Raw genomic sequence first — 20,097 nt, forward strand, 5'->3', positions numbered from 1 at the left:
GGTGGCGCGCTCCTTATCGGTGGGGTAGGCTTTCCGCCGTTGAGATCATCCGGGCGCGTTCGCCCCACCCCTCAAGAGGACCAGATGAAGTTCTCCTTCGCCAAGCCGTCCCTGCCGGCCTCCGGCGTGCTCGCCGTGACCGTCGCCGCCGACCGCAGCCTCGGCCTGATCGGGCGCGAGCTGGATCAGAAGACCGGCGGGGCGCTGGCCCGCGCCATGGCCGCCGCCCGCTTCAACGGCAAGAAGGACGAGACGCTGACGCTGCTCGCCCCCGCCGGGACCGAGCTTGACCGCATCCTGCTGGTCGGCATCGGCAAGGATGCCGACCTGACCGATCTGGTCCTCCAGGCCGCCGGCGGCGCCATCGCCGTGGCCCTGGACAAGGCCGCCGACGAGGCGGCGCTGCTGGTCGAACTGCCGGAGGAGGCCAAGCTTTCCCCGGCCGCCGCCGCGGCCGAGATCGCCTTCGGCGCGCAGCTGCGCAGCTACAAGTTCGACAAGTACCGTACGAACGACAAAAAGTCCGACAAGAAGGAGCCGAAGCCCAGCCTGCGCAAGCTGACGCTGCTGGTCGAGGACGACGGCGCCGCCAAGTCGGCCTTCAAGAAGCTGGACACGCTGGCCGACGCCATCCGCTTCACCCGCGATCTGGTGTCGGAGCCGGCGAACGTCATCTATCCGGAAAGCCTCGCCGAGAAGACGAAGGAACTGGAGCAGTTCGGCGTCGAGGTCGAGATCCTCGACCAGAAGAAGCTGCGGAAGCTCGGCATGGGCGCCCTGCTGGGCGTCGCCCAGGGCAGCGCTTGCGAGCCGCGCGTGGTCGTCATGCGCTGGAACGGCAACCCGGATGCCGACGACAAGCGTCCGGTCGCCTTCATCGGCAAGGGCGTGACCTTCGACAGCGGCGGCATCTCGATCAAGGGTGCGGCCGGCATGGAAGACATGAAGTGGGACATGGGCGGCTCCGCCACCGTGATCGGCACCATGTACGCGCTGGCCGCCCGCAAGGCGAAGGTCAACGCCGTCGGCATCGTCGGTCTGGTGGAGAACATGCCGTCCGGCACCGCGCAACGTCCGGGCGACATCGTCACCTCGGCCTCGGGCCAGACCATCGAGGTCATCAACACCGACGCCGAAGGCCGTCTGGTGCTGGCCGACTGCCTGTGGTACGCGCAGGACGTCTACAAGCCCAAGCTGATGGTCGACCTCGCCACCCTGACCGGCGCCATCATCGTGGCGCTGGGCCACGAGCATGCCGGCCTGTTCTGCAACGACGACGACCTTGCCATGAACCTGACGGCCGCCGGCCTGAAGGTGGGCCAGCCGGTGTGGCGCATGCCGATGGGCGACGCCTATGACAAGGAGATCGAATCGCCGGCCGCCGACATGAAGAACACCGGGTCGGGCGGCGGCGCCGGCAGCATCGTCGGCGCGCAATTCCTGAAGCGCTTCGTCAACGACGTGCCGTGGGCGCACATCGACATCGCCGGCGTGGCGTGGGCGAAGAAGGACGGCGCCACGGTTCCGAAGGGCGCCTCGGCCTTCGGCGTGCGCCTGCTCGACCGCTTCGTGGCCGAATACCACGAAGGCTGATGACCTGAGTTGAGTGAAGGAGCCATGACCGAAGTCCGCTTCTACCACCTGCAACGGCGCACGATGGAACAGGCGCTGCCCAAGATCCTGGAGAAGGTTCTTGAGCGGAACTGGCGTGCCGTCGTCCTGGCCGGTTCGCCGGAGCGGGTGGACATGCTGAACCAGCATCTGTGGACCTACGATCCCGGCTCCTTCCTGCCGCACGGGGCGGCGCGCGACGGTTTCGCCGACAAGCAACCGGTATGGTTGACCGACGCCGACGAGAACCCGAACGGCGCCACCGTGCTGGTCACGGTGGACGGCTGCGTCAGCGACCGGATGGACGGCTTCGAGCTTGTCTGCGACCTGTTCGACGGCAATGACGACGAGGCGGTGCTGGCCGCGCGCCAGCGCTGGAAAGCCTGCAAGGCGGCCGGCCACAGCCTGACCTACTGGCAGCAGACCGACCGCGGCGGCTGGGAAAAGCGGGCCTGAGCGGTGCCGGGCCGGGTGCCCGGCCACTCATTTCGCCGGGCTGCTCATTTCGATTGCATTCGATCCGTTCAGAGGCAAATCTAATTGCCCACGCGGACGGTTCAAAGGTGCATGCTCCCGATGAACAGGAGCCAGTTCGACCCGGCGCTCGCCCAGCAGGTCAAGGACGCGAGCATCCTGATCGTGGACGACAACCCGTCCAACGTCGACCTGTTGCGGGAAATCCTGAGCCATGACGGCTATCGCCATGTGCGCGGCGAGACCGATCCGCGCAAGGTGCCGGACCTCTGCGCCGCAGAGCCGTTCGACCTGCTGCTGATCGACATCCGCATGCCGCACATGAGCGGCTTCGACCTGATGGAGCGGCTGAAGCCGATCTTCGGCGACGATTACGTGCCGATCCTGGTGCTGACCGCCCAGACCGACCAGGAGACCCGGCGCAAGTCGCTGGAGCTGGGCGCCAACGACTTCCTGACCAAGCCCTTCATCGCCTGGGAACTGCTGCACCGCGTCCGCAACATGGTGGAGATCCGCAAGCTCTACCGCCGAGCCGCCGAACAGAACCGCGAGCTTGAACACCGGGTTTCGGAGCGCACCGCCGAGCTGTCGGACGCGCTGGAGGCGGCGCGCAAGGCCGACCGCGCCAAGCTGGACTTCCTGGCGGTGATGAGCCACGAGCTGCGTACGCCGCTGAACTCCATCATCGGCTTCGCCGACGTTCTGGCAGGGGAGGGGATGGGCAAGCTGGGCCATCCCGATTACCTGGAATATGTGAAGCTGATCGAGGAAAGCGGCCGGTCGCTGCTGACCATGGTCAACAACATCCTGGACTATACGCGCGGCTCCACCGGCTCCATCGAGATCCAGGAAAGCGACGTCAACATCCCGCAGCTGCTGACCGGCTGCGCCGACATGCTGGCGCCGAAGGCGGCGGGCAAGCGGCTGACGGTGGCCGTCCATCCCTGTCCCGCCTTCCGCATGCGCATCGACCGCCGCCGGCTGCGCGAGATGGTGCTGAACCTGCTGGACAACGCGGTCAAGTTCACGCCCACCGGCGGCCATGTCGCCGTCGCGGTGGAGGACCGCGGCAACTTCGTCGGGCTGACCGTGCGCGACGACGGGCCGGGGATTCCGGCCGAGCTGATGGGGCGCATCTTCAACCCCTTCACCCAGGCCGAACGCTCGCTGATCCGCCAGCATGAAGGGGTCGGGCTGGGGCTGCCCATCGTGCGCCGCTTCGCCGAGCTGCATGGCGGCGGCGTGGAGATCGACAGCGCACCGGGGCGGGGGACGGCGGTGACCATCCTGCTGCCGAAGGAGCGGCTGCTGGAGGGGTGAGGTGCGGGCGTCGGGCCCCCTCCCTAACCCTCCCCCGCTCACGCGGGAGAGGGGACTGCCGCCGTTCTTTGCAAGACTTCAGCAAGTGTCCTGCCCCCTCTCCCACCGAAGGTGGGGGAGGGATGGGGAGGGGGCATCCACCTTTGTCCCTCAATGAAACGTGAACATCTCCGGCGCAGCCCCGATGCGTGCCACCAGCCCGCCGTTGGGGGGAACCTGCCGCCACTGGTCGCGTTGGGCATCGACCGGCTCCGACACCACGATCAGGCCATTCTCGCCCCGGCGCCAGTACAGGCTCGGCGGCTTGTCGTCGGACGCCCAGCGCACAGCCCACATCCGTTCGCCGTCGGTCCAGGTCGCGGTGAAGCGAAGCGGCGCGGTGATGTCCAGCGCCCGCATCTCGTCGCGGATGGCGTGCAGCACGCGCTGGAAGGCACCGACCGAATCCCGCTCCAATCCCTGGCCGAGTGCGGCGAGGAAGATCGCCTCGCTGTCGGTGGTGCCGGTGCGGGTGCTGTACAGCTCGTCCGGGATCATCGCCTCGACCCGGCGGCGCAGGCGGGGCCAGTCGCCGACCTGCCCGTTGTGCATGAACAGGAAACGCCCGGCCTTGAAAGGATGGCAGTTGGCCCGGCTGACCGCGGTGCCGGTGGCCGCCCGCACATGGGCGAAGAACAGGTGGGAGCGGACATGGCTGCAGATCGACTGCAGGTTCTCGTCCGACCAGGCCGGGCGGATCTCGCAATAGCGGCCGGGCTCGGTCCGCTCGCTGTACCAGCCGACGCCGAAACCGTCACCGTTGGTTTCGGTCTTCGCCTCTGCGGCGTGCATCGACTGTTCGATCAGGGAATGGCAGGGCGTACAGACCAGCGTTTCCAGGAACACGGGTTCGCCGCAATAGGCAAGAAACCGACACATCGACCGACGCACCATGGCAGCCGCGACAGGGACTGCGTCAATTTGACCTGATGCGCCGTGTGAAACAAGGGGGCGGAGTCATGGAAGCGTCATGCCTGCCGGCACCTGTTGCATTTCCGCCGGTTATCGACGGCACCGCCCGATACTTGTCACCAGACCAGCTTGGGCAACGCTGCGACGCGCAGCGGCCCGACATACAGGGCGCGGTCCTGCACCGTCACCGGGGCGGTGACCACCGGTTCACCGTTCGGGCCGGTCGGACGCGCCAGCATGGCCAGCACGGTTTTGGCGATGGCGGCCTCGTTCGGGCGCATCATCGGCTTCACCGCGTCCAGGATGGCCGGAGCGCCGCGGATCTCGGCGGTCAGCGCCGCCTGCGGCTGCAGCTGGGCGTCCAGCGCCAGCGTGCCGGACAGCACGGCCCCCAGCGGTCCCCAATCCAGCGCCAGCCGGTCCAGTTCGACCGTGCCGCCGTCGCGGCTCCAGGCCGACAGGCTCGCCGGTTCCGGTCGTGGCGGTATGCCCATGACACGCAGGGTCAGTTCCGTCCGCTTCACCTCGCGGCCCAGCGTCGGCGGCAGCATGCCGTCGGGCAGGGTCAGCCCGTCGGCGGACAGCGTCACGGTCAGGCCGGCGGTGCCGCGTTCGGCCGGCGGCCGGTCCGGCTGGGCGGCGCTGACGTCGAGCGCGGCGACCGGCACCGGCTGTCCGGCGACCCGTGCGGTCAGGCCGGTGAAGTGCAGGGCGAGCCGCTCCAGCGTGCCCGACATCCGCATGGTCACGTCGCCGCTGCCACCCTGCGGGGCCAGGATGTCGACGGGCGGCTGACCGGGCTGGACGACGGACAGGCGCTGCTCGCCCGGAAAGGCGAGCGCGATGCGGGTCGGGTTCCAGGGGGCTGCTTCCGCCACCAGGCCCGCGCCAAGCCAGTCGGCGCCGCGGGTCGCCAGATGGAGCTTTTCAAGCTCGGCCCGCAGGGTGAAAGGGAAGCCGCCGACGGTCAGCCCGCCATGTTCGACGACCGCCCCGTTGGCGCGCTGGTCGGCGACCCAGGTCTCCAGCCCCTCCCGCACGGAACGGGCCGCCTGCCACCACCACAGCGAATAGAGAAGGGCAGGCAGCAGCAGGACCATCAGCACCAGGATGGCAGCGATCCGGCGCCCGGTCAGCAGGCGGCGCGGGGCGGAAGAGGTGGCGTTGGGTCGCATCCGTGGCATGTCCGTTCCATCTCCGTACCGTTATAGCGACCCCGGAACCCGCATGCTAGGCTCGGTGGCTGCCGATTCGGTTCCGCTGTTCCAGCGATCTCCCTCCTGCGGTTTTCCCCAACGATCTGCCATGGCTCCCGATTCACCGATTCCGACACCCGCCTGGACCGGCGACATCGCCGTCGAACCCGGCGTCGACCTGTGGGTGTTCGGCTATGGCTCGCTGATGTGGAACCCCGGCTTCATGTTCGCGGAGCGGCATGCGGCGACCCTGGCGGGATACCACCGCAGCTTCTGCGTCGCCTCCTACCGCTATCGCGGAACGCCGGATCGGCCGGGGCTGGTGCTGGGACTGGACCGCGGCGGCTCCTGCCGGGGCATCGTCTTCCGGGTGGCCGCGGCGGACGTGCCCTCCACCCTCGACTATCTGTGGGAGCGTGAGATGGACAGCCGGGTCTACCGGCCGAGACTTCTGCGCGTGCGCCTGCGCGAAGGCCGTTCGGCGGAGGGACTGGAGTCGGTCAGCGCCTGCTGTTTCGTCGTCGACCGCAACCATCCGCAATATTGCCGTGGCCTCGACGAGACTGCGGTCGTTTGTCGCATCGCGGGCTGCTGCGGCCAGCGCGGCCCCAACATCGACTATCTGGCCAACACGGTGGAGCACCTGCAGGAGCTTGGCATATGCGATCCGAGGTTGTCAAAGTTGTATGACAAAGTACGTAGACATCCGGGTTGACCCGGGCTTGCGGTCTGTTTCATGGAGTCTTTTCGCTTAAATGTGATCATTTGCGATGGTTGCATTATTGCTTTGTAATTGCCCGCTGCGCTTTTCCTCAGAATGATGTCTGAATTGTATGGTTTTGACTCCGATCAACCGGTTCCCTAGACTTTGTATTGTCTATCCGGGAGGTCGTTTGTATGCAAAACGTCAGCATAAGAAAAAAGTTTCTCACCATAGCCGCGGTCATGCTCTGTGCGATCATTGGTATCGCTGTCATCCTTCTCTCGTCCCTGCGAGAGACCCAAGAGGAAAACGGCCGGGCGAAGGTGCGATCCATTGTCGAAGTGGCGATCGGTACCATCAAAGATTTCGAGACTCGCGCGGCCAAGGGGGAAATGCCGCAGGATGCGGCGCGAACCGCGGCCAGGAATGCGGTCCGTGCGATGCGGTATGCCGGAAGCGAATATTTGTTCGTCACGGACGCGGACGGGAAAATTGAAGTCCATGGCGGGCAGCCGCAAATCGAAGGACGGAATCTCGGTGAATCCAAGGATCCGAACGGTGTTCCCTTTGCACAGCTTCTGGTGGAGGAAGCGCGCAGGGGTGGCGGTTACGTCTCCTACTCCTGGCCGAAGGTGGCAGGGGCGGAACCCAGCCCCAAGATCGCATACGCGCAGATGACGCCGGGTTGGAAGTGGGTCGTCGGCACCGGGGTCTATGTCGACGACATCGACGCCGAATTCCGCCGTCACGCGCTGCAGGCCGGGCTGCTCGGCGGCGGGCTGGGCATCGCGGCCCTGCTGCTGGCGCTGTGGATCGCCCGCTCCATCACGCAACCGCTGTCGCGGCTGACCGCGGCGATGCGGCGGCTGGCCGATGACGATCTCGATGTCGAGGTCACCGACACCGGCCGCCGGGACGAGATCGGCCTGATCGCCGCGACGGTCGGCGTGTTCAAGGAACGCGGGCTGGAAAACCGCCGGCTGCGTGCCGAGCAGGAGGAGATGCACGTCAAGGCGGAGGCCGAGCGGATGGCCCTGCTGTCCAGGCTGGCCGACGGCTTCGAACGGTCGATCGGCGAGGTGGTGCGGCAGGTGACGGCCTCGGCCGGCACCATGCGCCAGACCGCCCAGTCGCTGACCGCCAGCACCGGCACCGCGACCAGCCGCAGCAGCGCCGCCGCCCAGGCCGCGGAAGAGGCGGCGGTCAGCGTCAACACCGTCGCCGGCGCCACGGAGGAACTGTCCAGTTCCATCGGCGAGATCGGCCGGCAGGTCAGCGCTTCCAACGACGTGGCGAACCAGGCGGTGACCGAAGCGGCCAAGACGAACGAGGTGATGAATGGCCTCGTCCGCGCCGCCAACGAAGTGGGCGAGGTGGTAAGCCTCATCAACTCCATCGCCGGGCAGACCAACCTGCTGGCGCTGAATGCCACCATCGAGGCCGCGCGTGCCGGCGAGCACGGCAAGGGCTTCGCCGTCGTGGCGAGCGAGGTGAAGGGGCTGGCCAACCAGACTGCCCGTGCCACCGAGGATATCCAGAAGAAGATTGCGGAAATCCAGCAGGCGACCAACGTGGCGGTGGTGGCGATCCGCGACATCGGCCATGTCATCGGCGAGATGACCAGCATCTCCAGCGCCATCGCCGCGGCGGTGGAACAGCAGGGGGCGGCGACGCGCGACATCTCCGCCAACGTCCATCAGGCGGCCCAGGGTGCGCAGGCGGTCTCGATCAACGTCGCCGGCGCCAGCGACGCGACAACCGATGCCGGCGCCAAGGCCAACGAGATGCTGGATGAATCCGGCCGCCTGACCGGCGTCGCCGACCGGTTGCGCAGCGAGGTGGACGGCTTCCTGGAAAGCATCCGCGCGGCATGACGCCGCGCTCGCCCTTCGGCGGTCCGGCGCCCATCTTGAGGACCATGACGAAGCTGCGCATCCCGGTCCCAACCCTTGGGGTCCTGGCGGGAGCGGCGCTGACCCTGGGCGCGATTGCCCCGGCCGGTGCCGCACCGCTTCACCATGATATCGACCTGACGCTCGATCCCGGCGCCGGACGGATAGAGGCGGTGGATCGGCTGACCCTGTCGGCCGGGATTCAGTCCCTGAGGCTGGATCCGGCCCTGACGCTGGAGGAGGCGCGGGCCGGCGACAAGCCCGTAGCGGTGGACCGGCGCGGCGACCGGTTGGTGCTGACGGTGCCGGAGGGAAGCGGGCCCGTGACACTGCGCTACGGCGGCCGGTTGCCGGGCTTCACCGCCGGTACCGGCCTTGCCCTGGATGGCGAGGGCGCCTTTCTGCCTGGGCTCGGCGGCTGGCTGCCCGATCCGGCCCGGGCGTCGGAAGAACCGCCGACCTGGCGACTGTCGGTGCGGGTGCCGGCGCCCTATGTCGCGGTCGCCACCGGCCGGCTGGTGGAGGAGGGGCGCGACGCCGCCGGCTACCACGCGGTGTTCGAGGAAAGCCGCAGCGTGGAGGAGCCCTCCGTCTTCGCCGGTCCCTGGACGGTGGAGGAAAGGATGGCGGGGGACCTGCGTCTGCGGCTCTACCGCCATCCGGAGCAGACGGGGCTGGCCGACGGCTATCTCGGACTGTCGGAGCAGGCGATCGCCGCCGGGTCCGCCCGCATCGGCGCCTACCCCTTCGACGGATTCAGCATCGTATCGGTTCCGCCGCCGGTGGGGCTGGGCTTTCCCGGCCTGACCGCGATCGGCCGCGCCGTCCTGCCGCTGCCCTTCATCCGCAGCCAGTCGCTGACCCACGAGATCATGCATAACTGGTGGGGCAACGGCGTGCGGGTGGGCGAGGGCGGCAATTGGGCGGAGGGACTGACCACCTACATGGCCGATTATGCCGCCGCCCGGACCCGCGGCGCCGATGCCGCGCGGGCGATGCGGCTGGACTGGCTGCGCGACTTTGCCGCCCTGCCGGCCGAACGCGACAGACCACTGACGGCATTCCTGTCCAAGACGCACGATGCCTCGCAGATCGTCGGCTACGGCAAGGCGGCGATGCTGTTCCACATGCTGGAGGCGGAAATCGGGCATGACGCCTTCGATGCCGGCATCCGCCGGTTCTGGAGTGCACATGCCTTCCAGACGGCCGGCTGGTCCGACCTGCGCCATGCCTTCGAGACGGCATCCGGCCGTGACCTGGGCGGGATGTTCAGCCAGTGGGTGGAGCGGCGGGGCGCGCCGATGCTGACCCTGGTCGATGCCCGTGGCGATGGCGACGGTGTGCGGCTGACCTTGCGGCAGGAAGCCGATGCGCCCTATGTGCTGACCGTGCCGGTGCGGCTGGAGACGGCGGCCGGGGTGGAGGAGCATGGCGTCCAATTCGACAGCCGGCAGGCGACGCTGCGCATTCCATCGAAAGCGGAGGTTCGGGCGGTGGCGGTCGACCCCGACTTCGACCTGTTCCGCCGTCTGGCCCCGGGGGAGGCGCCGCCGATCCTGCGCGACGTGACCCTGCGCCCGGGTGCGGATCGGGTGATCGCCGCAGACGGCGAGGCGGCGGAGGCGGCAAGGATGTTGACCGGCCGGTTGATCGACGGCTCCGGTCGCGAGAGTGGCGGCCGGGAGAGTGGCGGTGGAGTGGCGCCGCTGCTGCTGGTCGGCACCGACGCGGCGGTGGCGCGGGAGCTGGAGGCGCGCGGGCTGCCTCCGGTGCCGGCGGAACTGGCCGGCCAGGGCAGCGCGCGGGTGTGGGTGTCGCGCGCGGCGGACGGGCAGACAGCACTGGTGGTGTCGGGTGCCGACGCCGAGGCGCTGCGGGCGCTCGTCCGGCCGCTGCCGCATTATGGGCGGCAGAGTTGGCTGGTCTTCGAGGGCGCGAAGGCGGTGGACCGCGGGGTGTGGGCGGTCGGCGACAGCCCGCTGCGGCGGATGGTGGGGCGGTGAGGAAGGGGACTCGGCTGACGATGCCCCCTTCCCCTGCCGATCCTATTTCCCCTCGCCCCAGACCAGCCCGTTGAACAGCGGTTCGATCACCGGCTGGCCGAGGTCGCGGGTGATGAAGACCAGCTTGGTACGATGGTCGTCGCTGGGCCACTCCTCCAGGCGGACGGGCGGGTGGAACATGTGCTGGACGCCGTGGACGACCACGGGCAGCTCGCTTTCCTGGACATTCAGCAAGCCCTTCACCCGCAGCAGATTCTCGCCGGCCTGGGCGATCAGTGCCTCCATGAAGTCGACGAAGCCGTTCCAGGGAATCGGCCGGTCGATCACCATGCAGAACGCTCGGATGTGGTCGTCATGGCGGTTGGCGTCGTGATGATGGTCATGGCCGCAGTCGGGACCGCAATGGTCGCCGTGTTCATGATCATGATCGTGGCTGTGGTCATGACCGTGATCGTGATCGTGTTCATGGTGACCATGGTCATGATGCCCGTGCGCCTTTGCCTGCTCGTCGCGATAGGCCTCCTCGCGCAGCCAGCGGGCGACGTCGGGGCTCTTGGTCTCGGGGTTGTAGAGCCCGGCGTCGAACAGCCTGTTCGGATCAACCTCGCCATGGGCGGCGGGGATGATCGGGGCGGCCGGGTTGATGGCGGCGAGCCGCTGCATCAGGGCGGCGGTCGCCGCCGGGGTGGCGACGTCGGTCTTGGTCAGGACGATGCGGTCGGCGACGGCGGCCTGCTTCACGCTTTCCGGCTGGCGGTCGAGCTGGAGCGAGCCGTGTGCCGCGTCCACCGTGGCGATGACGCCGTCCAGGCGGAAGCGCGCGGCCAGCAGCGGGTCGGACATCAGGGTGTGGATGATCGGGGCGGGGTCGGCCAGCCCGGTCGTCTCCACCACCACCCTGTCGAATTCGGGGATCTCGCCCTTCACCCGCTTCAGGAACAGGTCGCGCAGCGTATCGACCAGATCGCCGCGGATGGTGCAGCACAGGCAGCCGCTGTCCATCAGCACCATGTTCTCAGACGCCTTGGCGACCAGCAGGTGGTCGAGCCCGACCTCGCCGAACTCGTTGATGACGATGGCGGTGCGGGCCATCGCCGGGTTGCGCAGCAGCGCCTGCAGCAGCGTGGTCTTGCCGCTGCCGAGAAAGCCGGTCAGCACCGAGACGGGAAGACGGGCGGGAGGGGCGGCGGGAGCGCTCAACGGGGATTCTCCTGACAGGATTTGCACAGGCCGCGCACCTCGACGGTGGGGCGCTGGACACGGAAGCCGCGCTCGGCCGCCGCAGCGTCGATGGCGGCGCCGACGCCCGGATCGTCGATCTCGGCGGCGTCGCCGCAGGCCTCGCACACCAGAAACTGCCCGGAATGGACATCCCCCGGCGCGGCGCAGCCGACATAGGCGTTCAGCGATTCGATGCGGTGGACCAGCCCCTGTTCGACCAGGAATTCCAGCGCGCGGTAGACGGTCAGCGGCGCCGCCGCCTTGCCGTCCTGCTGGCTGAGATCCTCCAGGATCGCATAGGCGCCGCGCGGCCGGTGGCTGGACCAAACCAGCTCCAGCACGCGGCGGCGCAACGCGGTCAGCCGCGCCCCCCGTTCGGCGCACAGCGCGTCGGCACGGGTCAGGGCATCGGCGATGCAGTGGGTATGGTCGTGAAGCGCGGACATGGGTGTTACTTTATAACACTCCGCCGGCTGTTGCAACGCGCCAAGGGAAAAGGCGGCCCCGGGGGAGGGGCCGCCTTGTCAGGTGGCGGTCGTTCTTTCTTTTTGGGACGGCGCGACCGCACCGGGCCGCTGCCGGCAGAATAGCGAAGGCGCGTGACCGTTTGCGGGCGACGCCATGACTCTTCGATGAAGATCGCCGCTCAGGTCGCGGCCTCCGCCTTGCCCTTGCGCTCGTTGTAGAGGGACAGCGTGCGGTCGCGGGCGACGGCATGGTCGATGATCGGGCGTGGATAATCGTCGCCAAGCCGGACGCCGGCCTGCCGCAGCACCTCGGTCGGCGCGGCCCAGGGCTGATGGATCCAGCGCGGCGGCAGCCGGTCCAGTTCGGGGACGTACCGGCGGACGTAATCGCCCTGGGGGTCGAACTTCTCGCCCTGCAGGACGGGATTGAAGACGCGGAAGAAGGGGGCGGCATCGGCTCCGCAGCCGGCCACCCACTGCCAGTTGCCGGCATTCTGGGCCAAATCGGCATCGACCAGCGTGTCCCAGAACCAGCGCTCTCCCTCCTGCCAGGGCAGCAGCAGGTCCTTGATCAGAAAGGAGGCGACGATCATCCGCACCCGGTTGTGCATCCAGCCGGTCTCCCACAGCTGGCGCATGCCGGCATCGACGATGGGATAGCCGGTGCGCCCGCGCTGCCAAGCCTTCAGGCCGGCGGCATCCTCGCGCCACGGAAAATCGGCGAAGCGGCGGTCGAGCGGGCTGTCGGGCAACTCCGGCGCATGGTGCAGCAGGTGGTATTGGAACTCGCGCCAGCCGATCTCGCGCAGGAAGGCGTCGATGCCGGGCGCCAGTTCCGGCCGGGCCTCGGCGGCATGGCGGGCGGCATGCCAGACCTGCCGCGGCCCGATCTCCCCGAAGGCCAAATAGGGTGACAGGGCGGAGGTGCTGGCGCGGTCCGGCCGATCGCGCTCCGTCGCATAGACCCCGACCGGCCCGTCGAGGAAATCGGCGAGATGGGACAGCGCCGCGGTCTCTCCCGGCACCCAGCGCTTGCGCAGGCCCGCTGCCCAATCGGGCCTTGTCGGCAGCAGGCCCCAGCTTTCGAGCGGGTCGCTGGCCGGTGCGGTGCGCGGCGCTAAGAGATCGGACGGTACGCGGGTCGGCAGCGGCGGGTTCAGCGTGGCCGACAGATGGCGCCAGAACGGGGTGAAGACCTTGAACGGGCCGCCGCTCTTGTTGCGGACGGTCCAGGGTTCGGCCAGCAGGCCGGCGTTGAAGCTGCGCGTGTCGATGCCGCGCGCCTTCAGCCGCTCCTTGATCGCCGAATCGCGGGCGGTCTGGGCGGGGGTGTAGCGGCGGTTCCACAGCACGCACTCCGCCCCCGTCTCCGCGATCAGCGCGTCGAGCACGGCCCCCGGCTCGCCCCGGCGCAGCACCAGCGGCGAGCCGTGGCGGGCGCAACAGGTGGCGAGCCGTTCCAGACTGCCGTGCAGCCACCAGCGCTGCGCTCCGCCGAGCGTCCATGGATCCAAGGGGGGATCGCCGGTTTCCTCCTCCAGGATGTAGAGCGGGATGACCGGCGCGCTGCGTTCGGCGGAGGCCTGGGCGGCGGCGGTCAGCGCCGGATTGTCGGCAAGGCGCAGATCGTTGCGGAACCAGACGATGATGGGGGCGGGCATGCGCGGTGCTCGGTTGGTCTCATCCGGATCCAGCGATATAGGCCGCGCTCACGCTTCGGCCAGAGCATCAGCGCGCGCGGTCCGGCGACAAACGGGCGCAGGGGAAGCGATAGACCCGGTCGCGCGCCGTCATCAGCACTTCGAAGCCCGGCGCCAGCAGCCCGTCGAAGGCGGCATCCAGCACGTTCAGCCCGCCGGTGAAGCTGCCGAAGGCCGGCAGGATCAGCTTGGCGCCGTCATGGACGAAGCAGCGTTCGCGCACCCGCCGCCCGGCCAGTGCCACGGCGGCGGCCGGATGCAGGTGTCCCGACAATTCGCCCACCGCGCCCGCCTGCGCCTCGTGCCGGAAGGTCAGGGGGCCGACCGACAGTTCCGCCGCCACCCGGCCGCCGAAGCCCTGCGGCGGTTCGGGGTCGTGGTTGCCGGTGATCCACACCCAGTCGGCGACGGCGGCGGTCAGTCCGCACAGCCGCTCCACGTCGGCGGCATCCATCCGCTCCGCCGCGCGGCGGTCGTGGAAGCTGTCGCCCAGGCACAGCACGCGCGCCGGCCGGATTTGCGCGATCAACTCCGCCAGCCGGTCCAACGTCGCCCGCGTGTCGTAGGGCGGCAGCATCCGGCCGCGCGCGGCGAAGGCCGATCCCTTCTCCAGATGCAGGTCGGCGACGGCGAGGATGCCTTCCTCCGGCCAAAGCAGCGCGCCCGACGGATCGGCCAGCAGGTCGGCACCGCGGAAGGTCAGGGCGGCGCGGCTGTCGTCGCCCTGACAGGCAGAGCCGTGAGCTTGGGAGGAAGCTGACAACATTCGTTTACCGGCGATCATCGGAAATGGCCAATATCCATGAAATTTTTGTGGGCATGATGTTTGCAGCCGGACGGGCCACCGCCGTGGAGGCATGGCGGATCACAACCATACCCGGAGGATACCCATGGCCACAGTGACGTTCACCGGCCTGAACATGCCCAAGGACATGACCGTCTACGCGGTCGCCGGCGACACCGGCACTCTGCTGGCGCTGGCGAAGAAGCACGACATCCCGATTCCGTTCCAGTGCCAGGACGGCGAGTGCGGGTCCTGCCTCGTCAAGGTGACCTATCTGGACGGGAAGACTCCGATGGCGATCGACCTGACCGAAAAGGAGAAAGTTACCCTGTCCGTCAACGGCAAGCTGAACAGGGACCTGTTGGAGGCGGCCGAGAACGCCCACCGCCCGCCGCCCTACCGTCTGGCCTGCCAGTTCATCGTCCGTGACGAGACCATTCTTGTCGAGTTCAGCGGCGAGCCGGGGGTGGAGCCGGAGCTGCGCAAGTAACCTGCGGTCGGCATGGGGCGGTGTCACAACGACAACCGTCCCTGCTGCGGGCACCCCGTTTCCGATTTTCCAGCCCGTGGCGGAGCCAATTCCGGCATCGCCTCCGCCAGCAGCTCGGCCTCGGCGGCGGCGAGCAGTTCGTCGGTGGCGCTGCCGTCCACCCGCTCGCGCCCGATCTCCAGGATCACCGGCACCGCCAGCGGGGAGATGCGGTCGAGGTCCTTGTGGGTGATGCGCCCGCGCACCCGCGCCAGGAAATCGGACAGGCGGCGGATGTCGGTCAGCCCGCCCGCCGCATCGGCCCGCGTCGCCCGCAGCATCACATGGCCGGGGTCGTGCTTGCGCAGCACGTCATAGATCAGGTCGGAGGAGAAGGTGACCTGCCGCCCGGTCTTCTCCTGCCCCGGATGGCGGCGGTCGATCACCCCGGCGATCAGTGCCACATTGCGGAAGGTCCGTCGCAGCATCGACGATTCGTCCATCCAGGCTTCCAGGTCGTCGCCCAGCATGTCCTGGTCGAACAGCGCGTCCATGTCGGTGCCCATATCCTGGGGAGAGCGCAACGACCACACCGCCAGCACATAGTCGGTGGCGACGAAGCCCAGCGGTCCCAGACCGAAGCGCTCCATCCGCCGGGTCAGCAGCATGCCCAGAGTCTGGTGCGCATTCCGCCCCTCGAACGCATAGGCGACGAGGAAGCGCTTGCCGGCCTTGGGGAAGGTCTCCACCAGCAGCCCATCGCGATTCGGCAGGACCGAGCGGTAACGCTGCAGCCGCAGCCATTCCCGCACATCCTCCGGCAGCCCGTCCCACTGGCGCGGATCGGCCAGCATGGCGCGCACACGCTCGGCCAGATGGGTGGTCAGCGGCAGCCGCCCGCCGGCATAGGCGGGAACCTTCGGATCGCCGGTGCCGCCCTTGGCGACCTGCGCCTCCATCTCGCGCACGCCGAGGAACTTCAACAACTGTCCGGCGAACAGGAAGGTGTCGCCGGAGGTCAGGCCCTGGATGAAATATTCCTCCACCTCGCCCAGCACCGGACCGCGGTTCAGGCGGACGCGCAACAGCGCCTCCTGCGTGATGGTGCCGACATTCATGCGGTACTGCCGCGCCACCGCCGGGCCGGCCACCGCCATCCGTCCGTCCTCGCGCAGCTTCAGACGCTGGAACCGCTCATAGGCGCCGAGCGCGTAGCCGCCGGTGGCGACGAAATCCAGCACGTCGTCGAACTCGTCGCGGGTCATCGCGGCGTAGGGGGCGGCGGAGACCACCTCGTCATACAGCTCGTCGGCCAGGAAGGGCGCGGCGCAGGCCATGCCGAGCAGATGCTGGGCCAGCACGTCCAGCCCGCCCGGCCGCGGCGCCTCGCCATCCAGCGTGTGGTCGTGCACCGCCTCCAACGCGGCGCGGCATTCCAGCACCTCGAAGCGGTTGGCGGGGACCAGCAGGGCGCGGCTGGGCTCGTCCAGCCGGTGGTTGGCGCGCCCGATGCGCTGGACCAGCCGGCTCGACCCCTTCGGTGCGCCGATCTGCACCACGAGGTCGACCGCCGCCCAGTCGATGCCGAGATCGAGCGAGGAGGTGGCGACCACCGCCCGCAGTTCACCGCGCGCCATGGCGCCTTCGACCTTGCGGCGCTGCTCCACCGCCAGAGAGCCGTGGTGGAGCGCGATGGGAAGGTTGTCGTCGTTGACCCGCCACAGCGCCTGGAACACCAGCTCGGCCTGGGCGCGGGTGTTGACGAACAGCAGGGTGGTGCGCTGGCGGCGGATGCGCTCGTAGATCTCTTTCATGGCGTGCATCGCCATGTGGCCGGCCCAGGGCACCCGCTCCTGCGAGGTCAGGATCTCCACCTCCGCCTGGGCGCCGCTGCGACCCATCACAAGCCGAACGTCGTCGGAGTCGGTTCCGTCATGCCGGCCGCGGCGGGACAGCCAGGCCAGCAGCCGCTCCGGCTCCGCCACCGTTGCCGACAACCCGACCCGTCGGGCGGCGGGGGCGAGCCGCGACAGCCGGGCCAGACCCAGCGCCAGCAGGTCGCCGCGCTTGGTGCCGGCCAGCGCATGCAGCTCGTCGATGATGACACAGCGGAGGTTGCGGAACAGCCGGTCGGCGTCGGTGTAGGACAGCAGCAGCGCCAGGCTTTCCGGCGTCGTCATCAGCATGTGCGGCGGGTGGGTGCGCTGGCGCCTGCGCTTGGCCTCCGGAGTATCGCCGGTGCGGGTTTCCGCGCGGATCGGCAGCCGCATCTCGGCGATGGGCTGTTCGAGGTTGCGCTGGATATCGACCGCCAGAGCCTTCAGCGGCGAGATGTAGAGGGTGTGCAGCCCCTCGCGCGGCCGTTCGGCCAGCTCGATCAGCGAGGGCAGGAAGCCGGCCAGCGTCTTGCCGCCGCCGGTGGGGGCGATCAGCAGGGCGCTTTCACCCCGTTCCGCCGCCTCCACCATGGCGACCTGATGCGGGTGCGGCGCCCAGCCGCGCGACCGGAACCACGCGGCGACGTTGGGCGGGATCGGGGCAGGGGAGGGTACATCCATGGCGGTCGGACTGTAAATGATCGCCTGGAACGGAGAAAGAACGAATTGGAACTGGCAACCGGCGTGATCGTGGGAGTGTGATGGTCTCCGCCGGCAGCTTGGCTGGTCACCAGCGCTGACCTGCCGGCACCTCGATTTCCTTCAACCCCAGAGCGGCGGCCATTTCCTTCCGGGTGGCCAGCCGGATGTCCCTGACCATCAGGAAACCCCGGATCATCGCGCCGATTCCGTACGCACCGGCCTCGTTGGATTTGATGATTACCTGCGTCGGATGGCGGGTTTCGCCCTTGAAATCTTCCGATTCGAAATTGATGAAATTGTCAGGGTTGGCCACGACCGTTGTGTAATGTTCTCCGAAATCGAAAGCGAGCAAAATCCTGTCCTTCATGATCCCCTTGCCGGGGCGATAAGCGCTGTTCTTGTCAAAGACCCAGAACGCCTTATCCGATGAACGACCGCCATAAGAGTAGGTCAGCTTTTTATTTTTGTAATTCGGGATATCGGGCGAATTGGCGTCCGTCCAGCGATAGACATAGGTCATGGCATCCCCCATTGCTTAATGACGCATGCCACGATTAGGCAGGGGATAACCTTTGGTGTGCAACCGTTATGAATTGTGGCGAACCGCCTTGGTCAGCATTGAGGTTATTTCTCCGATGCGGCCCGTCTAATAAAGTGCGCGCTAATTGGTCGCCTTCTTCATTCCGAAGCAATGTTCCGGACCCGGGAAGGCGCGGCTGCGTACCTCGGCGGCATAGGTCGCGGCGGCCTCGCCGACCGCTTCGCCCAGGTTGGCGTAGCGCTTGACGAATTTCGGCTGGAAGGCGCCGAACAGGCCGAGCATGTCGTCGGTGACCAGCACCTGCCCATCGCAGGCCGGCGAGCCGCCGATGCCGATGGTGGGGATCGCCACCTCTTCGGTGATGCGGCAGGCCAGCGCCTCCATCGTGCCCTCGATCACCAGGGTGAAGGCGCCGGCCTCCGCGATGGCGCGGGCGTCGGCTGCGATCCGCTCGGCGGCCTCGGCATCGCGGCCGACCGCCTTGTAGCCGCCCAGCGTGTTGACCGATTGCGGCGTCAGCCCGACATGGCCCATCACCGGAATGCCGCGGGCGGTCAGGAAGGCAACCGTCTCCGCCATCTCCAGCCCGCCTTCCAGCTTGACCGCCTGGGCGCCGGTTTCCGCCATCACGCGGGCCGAGGCGCGGAAGGCGGCCTCCTTGCTCTCCTGATAGCTGCCGAAGGGCAGATCGACGACGACGCAGGCGCGTTCCGATGCGCGCACCACGGCAGCGCCATGGGCGATCATCATGTCCAGCGTCACCGGCAGCGTGCTGTCCAGCCCATAGACCACCATGCCCAGCGAATCGCCGACCAGCAGGATATCGACATGCGGGTCGAGCAGTCGGGCAACCGGGGCGGTGTAGGCGGTCAGGCAGACGATCGGCTCGCCCCCCTTGCGGGCGCGCAACGCCGGGACCGAGTTGCGGGCGGTGAGGTTGGAAGCGCTCATGATCTGGTCTTTCCGGGGCTGGCTGCCTGTTCGCTCGCCGATCGTTCGGTACGCTTATCCGGCAATACGCTTGACCGGCGGACAATCGGGCCGAACGAAATGGCGCAGATACACCAAAACCGCCCACGCGAGGATCGCGGGACGGTCGGGTGCAAGACACAAGGGGTCTTGGGCGCGCATCACACGCGCCCTTCGCAGTCGCTACGTGCGACCGACGATTAATAGCCCTCGCGTTCCATCCGCTTACGGAGCAGCTTGCGGGTGCGACGCACCGCTTCAGCCTTCTCACGCGCACGCTTCTCCGAGGGCTTCTCGTAGTTGCGGCGCAGCTTCATTTCACGGAAAATGCCCTCGCGCTGCATCTTCTTCTTCAGCGCGCGGAGGGCCTGATCGACGTTGTTATCTCGGACCAGAACTTGCACGTTTACCGTCACCCTTCCAAGTGAGCCGTGTTGCACCAAGGCAACAAATAGGCATGCGCGGCGGGCGCACCCCTTGTGTGGGCGCAGTGTGTAGCATGCCCCACCGTCTTTGTGAAGGGGAGTCTTCGGCCCGCAAGCATAAGCCCGGCCGGACCCTCGGGCATAGAACCGCAGGAATCGGTTGCTCCGGCCGCATCCACACTCCAGATATAGCGGCATGCCAGTGCTTCCAATCGCCCGGATGGGCAATCCCGTACTCCGCAAGATCGCGGAGCCCATCGCCGACCCGACCGATCCCGCCGTCGCCCGGCTGGCGGCCGACATGATCGCCACCATGCTCGACGCCCCTGGAGTCGGGCTGGCCGCGCCGCAGATCGCGGAGTCGCGCCGGCTCATCGTCTTCCGCGTTCCCGCCGACCGTGGCGAGGGGGAGGAGGTGGCGAACACCGTCCTGGTCAATCCGGTGATCGAGCCGCTGACCGACGACATGGTCCTGGGCTGGGAGGGGTGTCTGTCGATTCCCGGCCTGCGCGGGCTGGTGCCGCGCTATGCCCGCATCCGCTATCGTGGCTATGGGCTGGACGGCGCCCGTATCGAACGGGAGGCGTCGGGATTCCATGCCCGTGTGGTCCAGCACGAGGTCGACCACCTGGATGGCGTGCTCTATCTTGATCGCATGAACGATCTGCGGCTCCTCGTCTGCACCGAGGAGATGCATCACCTCAACGCCGCGCTTGCCGCGGCGACTCATATCACGGCCGCGCCGGGCGCGGCCACGGACGCGCCGACCCCGGCCTGAGGGCGAGCGCAGGG

General features: G+C 68.1%; 18 protein-coding genes. 8 read left to right on the plus strand and 10 right to left on the minus strand.

Annotated features, from left to right (window positions below; translation table 11 throughout):
• Positions 1-84: 84 nt before the first annotated feature.
• The 3 genes from FZ938_RS09675 to FZ938_RS09685 all read left to right on the plus strand — a co-directional run bounded on the left by FZ938_RS09675 (position 85) and on the right by FZ938_RS09685 (position 3,405).
• Positions 85-1,593, plus strand: coding sequence for a leucyl aminopeptidase (locus FZ938_RS09675; RefSeq protein WP_149198300.1), 1,509 nt, complete (start codon positions 85-87; stop codon positions 1,591-1,593).
• Positions 1,594-1,617: 24 nt separating this feature from the next.
• Positions 1,618-2,067: a DNA polymerase III subunit chi gene (locus tag FZ938_RS09680; RefSeq protein WP_149198301.1), complete on the plus strand. Its 450-nt coding sequence runs from the start codon at positions 1,618-1,620 to the stop codon at positions 2,065-2,067.
• A gap of 120 nt (positions 2,068-2,187) precedes the next feature.
• Complete coding sequence (locus FZ938_RS09685) at positions 2,188-3,405, plus strand: ATP-binding response regulator (protein WP_149198302.1); 1,218 nt, start codon at positions 2,188-2,190, stop codon at positions 3,403-3,405.
• Positions 3,406-3,555: 150 nt separating this feature from the next.
• Here FZ938_RS09685 and FZ938_RS09690 read toward each other — a convergent pair whose 3' ends face one another.
• Together FZ938_RS09690 and FZ938_RS09695 are read right to left on the minus strand one after the other, a co-directional pair.
• Entirely contained in the window at positions 3,556-4,323 is a 768-nt protein-coding gene (locus FZ938_RS09690) for a class II glutamine amidotransferase (RefSeq protein ID WP_149198303.1), read from the minus strand.
• 149 nt (positions 4,324-4,472) lie between these two features.
• Positions 4,473-5,540: a DUF2125 domain-containing protein gene (locus FZ938_RS09695; protein ID WP_246457803.1), complete on the minus strand. Its 1,068-nt coding sequence runs from the start codon at positions 5,538-5,540 to the stop codon at positions 4,473-4,475.
• Between the two features lie 121 nt (positions 5,541-5,661).
• Here FZ938_RS09695 and FZ938_RS09700 point away from each other — a divergent pair, with 121 nt between their 5' ends.
• The 3 genes from FZ938_RS09700 to FZ938_RS09710 all read left to right on the plus strand — a co-directional run bounded on the left by FZ938_RS09700 (position 5,662) and on the right by FZ938_RS09710 (position 10,150).
• Positions 5,662-6,267, plus strand: a complete 606-nt coding sequence (locus tag FZ938_RS09700) for a gamma-glutamylcyclotransferase (protein WP_149198304.1) — start codon at positions 5,662-5,664, stop codon at positions 6,265-6,267.
• Between the two features lie 230 nt (positions 6,268-6,497).
• On the plus strand, positions 6,498-8,129 hold the full coding sequence (locus tag FZ938_RS09705) for a methyl-accepting chemotaxis protein (RefSeq protein ID WP_174757245.1): 1,632 nt from the start codon (positions 6,498-6,500) through the stop codon (positions 8,127-8,129).
• Positions 8,130-8,173: 44 nt separating this feature from the next.
• Positions 8,174-10,150 (plus strand): M1 family metallopeptidase, encoded by a 1,977-nt coding sequence (locus FZ938_RS09710; protein WP_149198306.1) that lies wholly within the window; start codon positions 8,174-8,176, stop codon positions 10,148-10,150.
• Positions 10,151-10,192: 42 nt separating this feature from the next.
• On the opposite strand, the gene FZ938_RS09715 is transcribed toward FZ938_RS09710, so the two are convergent.
• The 4 genes from FZ938_RS09715 to pdeM form a co-directional block, all read right to left on the minus strand.
• Positions 10,193-11,377 (minus strand): CobW family GTP-binding protein, encoded by a 1,185-nt coding sequence (locus FZ938_RS09715; protein WP_149198307.1) that lies wholly within the window; start codon positions 11,375-11,377, stop codon positions 10,193-10,195.
• On the minus strand, positions 11,347-11,817 hold the full coding sequence (locus FZ938_RS09720) for a Fur family transcriptional regulator (protein ID WP_085089810.1): 471 nt from the start codon (positions 11,815-11,817) through the stop codon (positions 11,347-11,349). The genes FZ938_RS09715 and FZ938_RS09720 overlap by 31 nt, the downstream gene beginning before the upstream one ends.
• A gap of 200 nt (positions 11,818-12,017) precedes the next feature.
• Entirely contained in the window at positions 12,018-13,499 is a 1,482-nt protein-coding gene (locus tag FZ938_RS09725; protein ID WP_149198308.1) for a cryptochrome/photolyase family protein, read from the minus strand.
• A 67-nt stretch (positions 13,500-13,566) separates the two neighbouring features.
• Positions 13,567-14,304 (minus strand): ligase-associated DNA damage response endonuclease PdeM, encoded by a 738-nt coding sequence (gene pdeM, locus FZ938_RS09730; RefSeq protein WP_149198309.1) that lies wholly within the window; start codon positions 14,302-14,304, stop codon positions 13,567-13,569.
• Positions 14,305-14,428: 124 nt separating this feature from the next.
• Here pdeM and FZ938_RS09735 point away from each other — a divergent pair, with 124 nt between their 5' ends.
• Positions 14,429-14,812 (plus strand): 2Fe-2S iron-sulfur cluster-binding protein, encoded by a 384-nt coding sequence (locus FZ938_RS09735; protein ID WP_085089807.1) that lies wholly within the window; start codon positions 14,429-14,431, stop codon positions 14,810-14,812.
• Positions 14,813-14,835: 23 nt separating this feature from the next.
• On the opposite strand, the gene FZ938_RS09740 is transcribed toward FZ938_RS09735, so the two are convergent.
• From FZ938_RS09740 to rpsU, 4 genes are all read right to left on the minus strand, one after another.
• Entirely contained in the window at positions 14,836-17,349 is a 2,514-nt protein-coding gene (locus tag FZ938_RS09740) for a ligase-associated DNA damage response DEXH box helicase (RefSeq protein ID WP_149198310.1), read from the minus strand.
• 106 nt (positions 17,350-17,455) lie between these two features.
• Positions 17,456-17,890, minus strand: a complete 435-nt coding sequence (locus FZ938_RS09745; RefSeq protein ID WP_149198311.1) for a hypothetical protein — start codon at positions 17,888-17,890, stop codon at positions 17,456-17,458.
• Positions 17,891-18,031: 141 nt separating this feature from the next.
• Positions 18,032-18,862, minus strand: coding sequence for a 3-methyl-2-oxobutanoate hydroxymethyltransferase (gene panB, locus FZ938_RS09750; RefSeq protein WP_149198312.1), 831 nt, complete (start codon positions 18,860-18,862; stop codon positions 18,032-18,034).
• Positions 18,863-19,080: 218 nt separating this feature from the next.
• A complete protein-coding gene (gene rpsU / locus FZ938_RS09755) occupies positions 19,081-19,284 on the minus strand; it encodes a 30S ribosomal protein S21 (RefSeq protein ID WP_012974546.1) in 204 nt (67 codons plus the stop codon).
• Between the two features lie 217 nt (positions 19,285-19,501).
• Here rpsU and def point away from each other — a divergent pair, with 217 nt between their 5' ends.
• Positions 19,502-20,083 (plus strand): peptide deformylase, encoded by a 582-nt coding sequence (gene def, locus FZ938_RS09760; RefSeq protein WP_149198313.1) that lies wholly within the window; start codon positions 19,502-19,504, stop codon positions 20,081-20,083.
• The last annotated feature ends 14 nt before the right edge of the window (positions 20,084-20,097 follow it).

The sequence above is a fragment of the Azospirillum oryzae genome (assembly GCF_008364795.1).
Classification (GTDB): Bacteria; Pseudomonadota; Alphaproteobacteria; order Azospirillales; family Azospirillaceae; genus Azospirillum; species Azospirillum oryzae.